This is a genomic window from Variovorax sp. GW460-12-1-14-LB1, from assembly GCF_059423605.1.
Genome location: NZ_JBWKYF010000170.1, coordinates 1 through 652, shown reverse-complemented (window position 1 = coordinate 652; position 652 = coordinate 1). Strand labels below are relative to the sequence as shown.

General features: G+C 63.0%; 2 protein-coding genes. Both read right to left on the bottom strand.

Going from position 1 to position 652, the window contains the following annotated elements; genetic code table 11:
- Window positions 1-243 precede the first annotated feature (243 nt).
- Window positions 244-558, bottom strand: a complete 315-nt coding sequence (gene rpsJ, locus AC07Y4_RS32965; RefSeq protein ID WP_007838118.1) for a 30S ribosomal protein S10 — start codon at window positions 556-558, stop codon at window positions 244-246.
- Window positions 559-579: 21 nt separating this feature from the next.
- Window positions 580-652, bottom strand: a 73-nt coding sequence (locus tag AC07Y4_RS32960) for an EF-Tu C-terminal domain-related protein (RefSeq protein WP_487861899.1), incomplete at its 5' end; no start/stop codon positions are given.

Below are 652 nucleotides of genomic sequence, written 5' to 3'. Positions count from 1 at the left end.
CCGCCACCACCACCGCCTCCCCCACCGCAACCTGCCAGCAATGCCGCTGCGATGCACGCCGCACCGAATGCAAAAGAGAACTTCTGGCTCATCACGTGTGCTGCCCTCGTTTCAGCCCCGGCGCACTGCGTCCCGCAGGCCGGTGCGCGAGGATGCCACAGTTGAGAAACAAACGTGAAGCACAAAAAAGCCCGCCTGCATTTCTGCAGGCGGGCTGTGCTCGGAATGCGACGCGAGGTCGAATTACTGCAGCTTGATCTCGACGTCGACGCCGGCCGGCAGGTCGAGCTTCATCAGCGCGTCCACGGTCTTGTCGGTAGGGTCGACGATGTCCATCAGGCGCTGGTGCGTGCGGATTTCCAGCTGGTCGCGCGACGTCTTGTTGACGTGCGGCGAACGCAGGATGTCGAAACGCTTCATGCGGGTCGGCAGGGGCACCGGGCCCTTGACGATCGCGCCGGTGCGCTTGGCGGTGTCCACGATTTCAGCGGCCGACTGGTCGATCAGCTTGTAGTCGAATGCCTTCAGGCGGATGCGGATCTTTTGCTTGGTAGCCATGGTGATTCCTTTGCGTCCGGCTTAGATGTCGAGGATCTTGGCCACGACGCCCGAACCCACGGTACGGCCGCCTTCACGGATGGCGAAGCGCAGG

Coding starts and splice junctions, on each gene's coding strand:
- rpsJ (WP_007838118.1), bottom strand. CDS start 558: ATGGCTACCAAGCAAAAGATCCGCATCCGCCTGAAGGCATTCGACTAC.